This window comes from Neisseria sp. P0021.S005 (assembly GCF_051956955.1).
The window spans coordinates 1-5,513 of record NZ_JBQCWY010000175.1; the positions used below are offsets into that span (position 1 = coordinate 1).

General features: G+C 45.9%; 8 protein-coding genes. 1 reads left to right on the top strand and 7 read right to left on the bottom strand.

What is annotated here, in order from left to right; genetic code table 11:
- Together ACTHUE_RS10200 and ACTHUE_RS10205 are read right to left on the bottom strand one after the other, a co-directional pair.
- On the bottom strand, nt 1-896 hold an 896-nt coding region (locus ACTHUE_RS10200), incomplete at its 3' end, for a chorismate-binding protein (RefSeq protein WP_440423412.1).
- A gap of 135 nt (nt 897-1,031) precedes the next feature.
- Nucleotides 1,032-1,409, bottom strand: a complete 378-nt coding sequence (locus ACTHUE_RS10205) for a hypothetical protein (RefSeq protein WP_070695557.1) — start codon at nt 1,407-1,409, stop codon at nt 1,032-1,034.
- Between the two features lie 136 nt (nt 1,410-1,545).
- On the opposite strand from ACTHUE_RS10205, the gene ACTHUE_RS10210 reads away from it, so the two are divergent.
- Complete coding sequence (locus ACTHUE_RS10210; protein ID WP_070460868.1) at nt 1,546-2,166, top strand: Smr/MutS family protein; 621 nt, start codon at nt 1,546-1,548, stop codon at nt 2,164-2,166.
- Between the two features lie 52 nt (nt 2,167-2,218).
- Here ACTHUE_RS10210 and ACTHUE_RS10215 read toward each other — a convergent pair whose 3' ends face one another.
- Genes ACTHUE_RS10215 through ACTHUE_RS10235 form a run of 5 tightly spaced genes read right to left on the bottom strand, consistent with a single transcriptional unit; the run spans nt 2,219 to nt 5,502 of the window.
- Nucleotides 2,219-2,707 carry a PilX family type IV pilin gene (locus tag ACTHUE_RS10215; RefSeq protein WP_070460866.1) on the bottom strand — a complete coding sequence of 163 codons (489 nt, stop codon included), beginning with the start codon at nt 2,705-2,707 and terminating at the stop codon, nt 2,219-2,221.
- Nucleotides 2,708-2,711: 4 nt separating this feature from the next.
- The gene (locus ACTHUE_RS10220; RefSeq protein WP_440361174.1) at nt 2,712-3,257 is read right to left on the bottom strand and encodes a pilus assembly PilX family protein; all 546 of its coding nucleotides are present in this window, start codon (nt 3,255-3,257) and stop codon (nt 2,712-2,714) included.
- Nucleotides 3,236-4,171 (bottom strand): PilW family protein, encoded by a 936-nt coding sequence (locus ACTHUE_RS10225; protein ID WP_070695559.1) that lies wholly within the window; start codon nt 4,169-4,171, stop codon nt 3,236-3,238. Before ACTHUE_RS10225 ends, ACTHUE_RS10220 begins: the two co-directional genes overlap by 22 nt.
- A gap of 2 nt (nt 4,172-4,173) precedes the next feature.
- Nucleotides 4,174-4,821, bottom strand: a complete 648-nt coding sequence (gene pilV / locus ACTHUE_RS10230; RefSeq protein WP_191620578.1) for a type IV pilus modification protein PilV — start codon at nt 4,819-4,821, stop codon at nt 4,174-4,176.
- 12 nt (nt 4,822-4,833) lie between these two features.
- Nucleotides 4,834-5,502: a pilus assembly FimT family protein gene (locus ACTHUE_RS10235; protein ID WP_070695561.1), complete on the bottom strand. Its 669-nt coding sequence runs from the start codon at nt 5,500-5,502 to the stop codon at nt 4,834-4,836.
- Nucleotides 5,503-5,513 lie beyond the last annotated feature (11 nt).

Consider the following 5,513-nt stretch of genomic DNA (forward strand, 5'->3'; position numbering starts at 1 on the left):
ACATCGTCGCGTTCGCGGCGGACGAGGATTTCGGGCGAAGAGCCGACAATATGGAAATCGCCGAAATCGTAGTAGAACATATACGGCGATGGGTTCAGCGTACGCAGGGCGCGGTAGAGGGCAAGCGGATTGTCGGTAAATTCCATGCTCATGCGTTGGCTGGGGACAACCTGCATGCAGTCGCCTGCAAAGATGTAGTCTTTGATTTTATTGACGCAGGCTTTGAAAGGTTCTTCTCCAAATTCGCTGACTGCTTGCGTCTGCTTGCTGCCGAGGGAAAGCGGGATGGCACAACTTTGGCGTAACTGGGTACGGATGTCTTCAAGACGTTCGCGTGCGCGTTCGTAGCCGTTGGCTTGAGACGGATCGGCATAAACAATCAGGTAGATTTTGCCGCTTAGGTTATCCACTACGGCAAGCTCTTGCGAGAGCATCAGGAGGATGTCGGGCGTACCGAGTGGATCGGCTTTGGCCGTATGTTTCAGGCGGTGCGCAAAATGTTCGAAATTGTAGATGGTTTCATAACCAAAGTAGCCGACCAGGCCGCCGGTAAAGCGCGGCAGGCTTGGGATTTCGGGCGTTTTGAAGCGGTTGTGGAAAGCTTCGATAAAGGGCAGGGGATTGCCGTCATGTTGTTCGATGATTTCGCCGTTTTGATATACATCGACATGTTTGCCGCTGGTTTTGAGATAGTGGCTGCAAGGCAGGCCGATGAAGGAATAGCGGCCAAAGCGTTCGCCACCGACAACGGATTCGAGCAGGTAGGTGAAAGGCTTGTTGGCAAGTTTGAGATAGATTGAGAGCGGTGTATCCAAATCGGCAAGCAGCTCTTGAACGAGTGGAATGCGGTTGTAACCTTGTGCGGCTTGGGCTTGGTATTCTTGTTTGCTGATCATCTTGATAAGTCTTTCAGACGGCCTGTTTTAGGGTGTTAAATCGTGTGAAGAGTATAGCATTTTATTAGGATTGTTGACAGTCTGAGCGCTATGTCAGATATGGAAAACGCCGTCTGAAAAAGACGGCGTAAGGTATCAGGCGAGGGTATCGGAAATTTTGTTTTTCCGGCTTCGTTTCCACTTGAAGACATAAGCGGCTACAACGGGAATCAGGGAGATAATGGATTTGAATGTCCAGCCTGAATACCATGTGCCTTCGGGAACGTCGCTTGCAAGCCAAGTGAAGTACGGCCACCAGCAGGCAACCAGGCTGCCGAGGAACAGCGGCCAAATATGACGGCTTAGGTTGCGTTGCCACAAGAGGAAGCATGCAATCGCCCAAATAAAGGTCAATACGGTAATCAGGAGGATGGTGTAGGCATCTGAAATCAGGATGGCGGCGAAGTAGTAGCTGAGTGCGACCCATAATAGGGCAAGTACCAAGACGATGATTTCTTCCGGGCGTTTAAACATATTTTCTCTCTTTTGTAAGACTGGCAATACGTTAATACTATACCCTAAACAAGAAGCGATGATAAGAGTCTTTCAGACGGTCTTGTAATCGGGTTTGCTATAATGTGCGCAATCAATTTTTTGGAAAGGACAAACCATGACGGCAAACTTTCAAGAAACGCTGAAGGCTTTGGGCAAACAGGTGAAAAAGGAAGCCGCGGAGCGGGAAGCCGAAGCGAAGGCTAAAAAGCTGGTAGAGGATGTAGATTTCAGCAAGGCGGTTGGCAAGGTTACGCCGTTGAAAAATGCCGGCAACTATTATGAACAGCCTCGTGATAAATCACCTATCAAGCCGCGACCTAAAGAAATGGCGACTTTGGAGCAGGAAGATTATTTTTATGTAGGCAGCGGCGGCTGGGAAGAACCGCCGGCTTCGTTCAGTAAAAACGGGCAGGGTAAAAATGATTTGATGCGTTTGCGAAACGGCCATTATCCCGTGGTGGCGGATGTAGATTTGCACGGCTATACGCAGGAAGAAGCGCAGCAGGTATTGAACGAATTTATTGAGTTTACGAAAAAACGCGGTGTTTGCGGCGAGATTGTCCACGGCAGCGGCTTGGGTTCTGCAGGCTATAAACCGGTTTTGAAAAATATGACGCGTCGCTGGTTGATGCAGCATCCTGATGTATTGGCTTATGTCGAGCCTCGACAAGGCAATGATGGCGCAGTCAGGATCTTGTTGAAACGCCAACGCCGAGACGATGATTGGAAACAGTAAAATATAAAAAGCAGTGTCGATAAAATGACACTGCTTTTTTATGGTTGTCAGACTAAGAAGATTTCTTTTTGGAAACCGATTCGCAACCTTTTCCATTGGTCATTGTGGTTTTGAAATCTTTGGCAGAATCCATATCAGTGCATTTGTAAGCATTGCCCAAACTATCCATCCAAACGGAAAGGGTGTAGCCAGTTTTTGTGGGAATGGCTTTCAAACGATAGGCTCGGCTTTTATTGGTATCAATCATTTCGGCAGAGTATTGGTATTTGTCTGCCAAATCTTTATGGCCTTTATATGAGGAAATAAAGTCATCCAACTTGGTTTTAATCTCATCAGTTTTCCACTTTGGATTTTTAACCATCTGGGTTTTAAAAGCAGAATTGATGGCAACTAACTCGGCATGCGCTTGTGATTGGTAGCCGCGTTCAATGTAGCGGTTGTAAGAGGGAATGGCAATGATGCTCAGAATGGCTAAGATGGCGACGGCAATCATCATCTCAACCAGCGTAAAGCCTAGTTGTTGGGTAGAGGTAGTATTCATTTTATTATTCGCTGGCAACGTAAGACTGAAGGACGACTTGGGTATTGGCATTCTTACCCCATGCTTTGGCAGTAACGCGGTAGGTAATTCGACCCTCGGTAGTTTTGCCTAAATATTCGATGATGTAGCGTGGATTGTTTGCGATGCCGCTTTTTTTATCTAAAGGATATTCCGTACCATTGGTGTCAATACACAGGCTTTTGTCGCATTTACGCTTCCAAGCATCTACGGTTGGGCTACCTTCTTCAGTAAAATCGCCATTGGATTTGACATTTGGTGTGGAACATAAACCTTTTTCACATTTTGCGGTAAAAGTAGTCTTTTTCCCTTCAATATCAAAAATTTGATTTTCACCTTCACGCAATGCCGCTTCGGCCAAAGTGGTTGTCAGTTTGCGGTCGGCATCGTTGGCGCTGATACGCTGTTCAGTATTGTAGGACTGGGTAGCTGTGACCACGAGCAGGGCGATGACGACCATCATCATTAAAACGATAAACAAAGCATAGCCCTGCTGCCGGTCAGGTTTGATTAGAGTGATCGGTCGGCGCATACGTTTCCTCCGCGGATAGTGGCATTAATATTATAGATATCGACTTTATTGTCTTGTTCTTTTGATGGGTCAATACTGCCGTTATTCAGTACGATTTGGATAGAAGCCGGAGACTTAGCCTCAGCTGAGATATCCAATGCGTTTTTGTAATCAAATGATTCTGTATTTACTCCGCTGGCAGATGCATTTTCAGAATTAGGACATTCTGCATAGATATAGTGGATATCCATGGTTGTAATGCCTTTAATCAACAGCTGCGGATTACTCCATGAGCCATCATTTGATAATTGGAAACGGAACAAACCGCTCTCTTCGCCAAGTTTGCCGACAGCGTAGGCAATTATTTCATGTTTCATGATGGCGATACTGCCGTCTTGATCAGAGTTGGTAATTTTTAAAGCCGATTTTGCCGCAGCCAAATCTTTAATTTCTGTGTGAGGTTTGGCAATACCGTAGCAGCTGCTGGCAATGGCAGTTTTTTCAGTTGAGTCTGCTTTGTCGATACCGTATTGGAACAGCAGGGCTTTGCCGGTTTGAGCAAAGCCGGTATAGCTTAATTTATTGATTTCTTTAACAGGTAACAGCTTATTAACACCGGCTGTTTTCAAGGCATATTCATCTGAGCTTTTGTCTTCTATTACTGCAGAGGCGGGAGAATTCGACATATTGAAGCAACCGAAATTGCCTGCCATACGCGCATCGCGGACGATCATATTGGCGGTGTTGCGCAAATCTTGCTGGATACCGATGCGGGAGTTGGCAGATTTGTTTAATCCGCGTGCAGTGAAGTAGGTGGAGCTGACAGCCATTAAGACGATCATACTGAGCAGACTGGCAACCAGAAATTCAAGGATGCTGAAACCGCGCATCGCGGTTTTATTGGGAATATGGTTGAGTAAGCGTTTATTGTTCATTGTTAGTCTCTTACGCGTGATTGGTAGGTATAGACAACGTGATGCCCCGATTTATTGAGATTTTTTGCGCTATTTTCTTCTTCGACATCTTGCAACCATAAAACTTTCACGATGGTCGTGTCGCCTTTGCCATCGCATTTTGCGTTAAACCCATTTTCGTAAGTCGGCTCTGCACCGGAAGAATCTTTACAGATGGTCGAGAAGACTTGGGCTTCGGGAAGGGCTTTGGCTAAGTCGGCCTTAAACTGGGCAATTTGCGCCTGCGCAAGTTGCGCTTTGGTCATTTTGGCTTCAAATTTTGCAGTTTGTTTAGAGTCTGATTTGAGGTAGGCATCGTAGGATTTTTTATAACGAGTAGTTTTTTCGCCTGCAGTATCGGTTTCTTCAGAGAGCGTCGGATTAATGAGCATGCCTTCAATCAAATTTTGCGTAATTTGGGCGACTGTGGTTTGATTTTCAGACTCACGCACGTTGGATACGGTACGTAATTGAACAGCCAGAAGGGCCAGTACGCCGATAGCAAGGACAAACATGGCAATCAAAACTTCAATCAGGGTCATGCCTGATTGAAGTTTTGGGGTAAAGCTTGATGAGCTCGTTTTCAGACGGCCTTTAAATGATCTGAGATGAGTAGGATTAGTAATGTTCATAAGATACCGTTGTTATTCTTTGGAAGTGTATTCACACATTTTGCGCTCATCGTTTTTAGCACAGATTTCGACATGCCCATTGCCATTGATTAAAAGTACGGTAGCACGGGCTTTCTTGGTTTCAGCATCGGTGGCGGATTTATCCGTCAGGCTGATTTTGATGTGGCCGTCTGAAAATTGATAATTCTTTCCATCGATTGAATGGCCAAATGTACCATTGGGAAGAAATCTCCACCAGACTTCTTTTGGAGCTGAAGCAGAGAGGGCAGAACGGTCATTGCCGATAGGGATATAGTTAAAGCTGTATTCCACTTTGTCAGTATCTCCATTAAGGATAATGGAGCGGATGGATAAATCGACAGTATCGTTTTGATAGCGTAAGTCTTCGTTTTTATCGGCGTAGGCCAACATACCATTACCGGCATATTTGGAATCGCAACCATTATTGGGCGAGCCATCGGATTTGATTTTGACCGGGCAGATGTAAACGGGAAGATTGAGACGGACGGCCTCATTTCGCGCGAAGCGCAGCAGATTGGCAATTTGCTCTGCTTGCGATGCTGCACGTCTGGAGGCAATCCATTGATTCATATTGGGAAGTGCGATGACGGCCATTACTGCTGCAATAGTAATGACGATCAGCAACTCAATTAGGGTGAAGCCTTTTTGTGTCTGATACATGAGTGATTTTT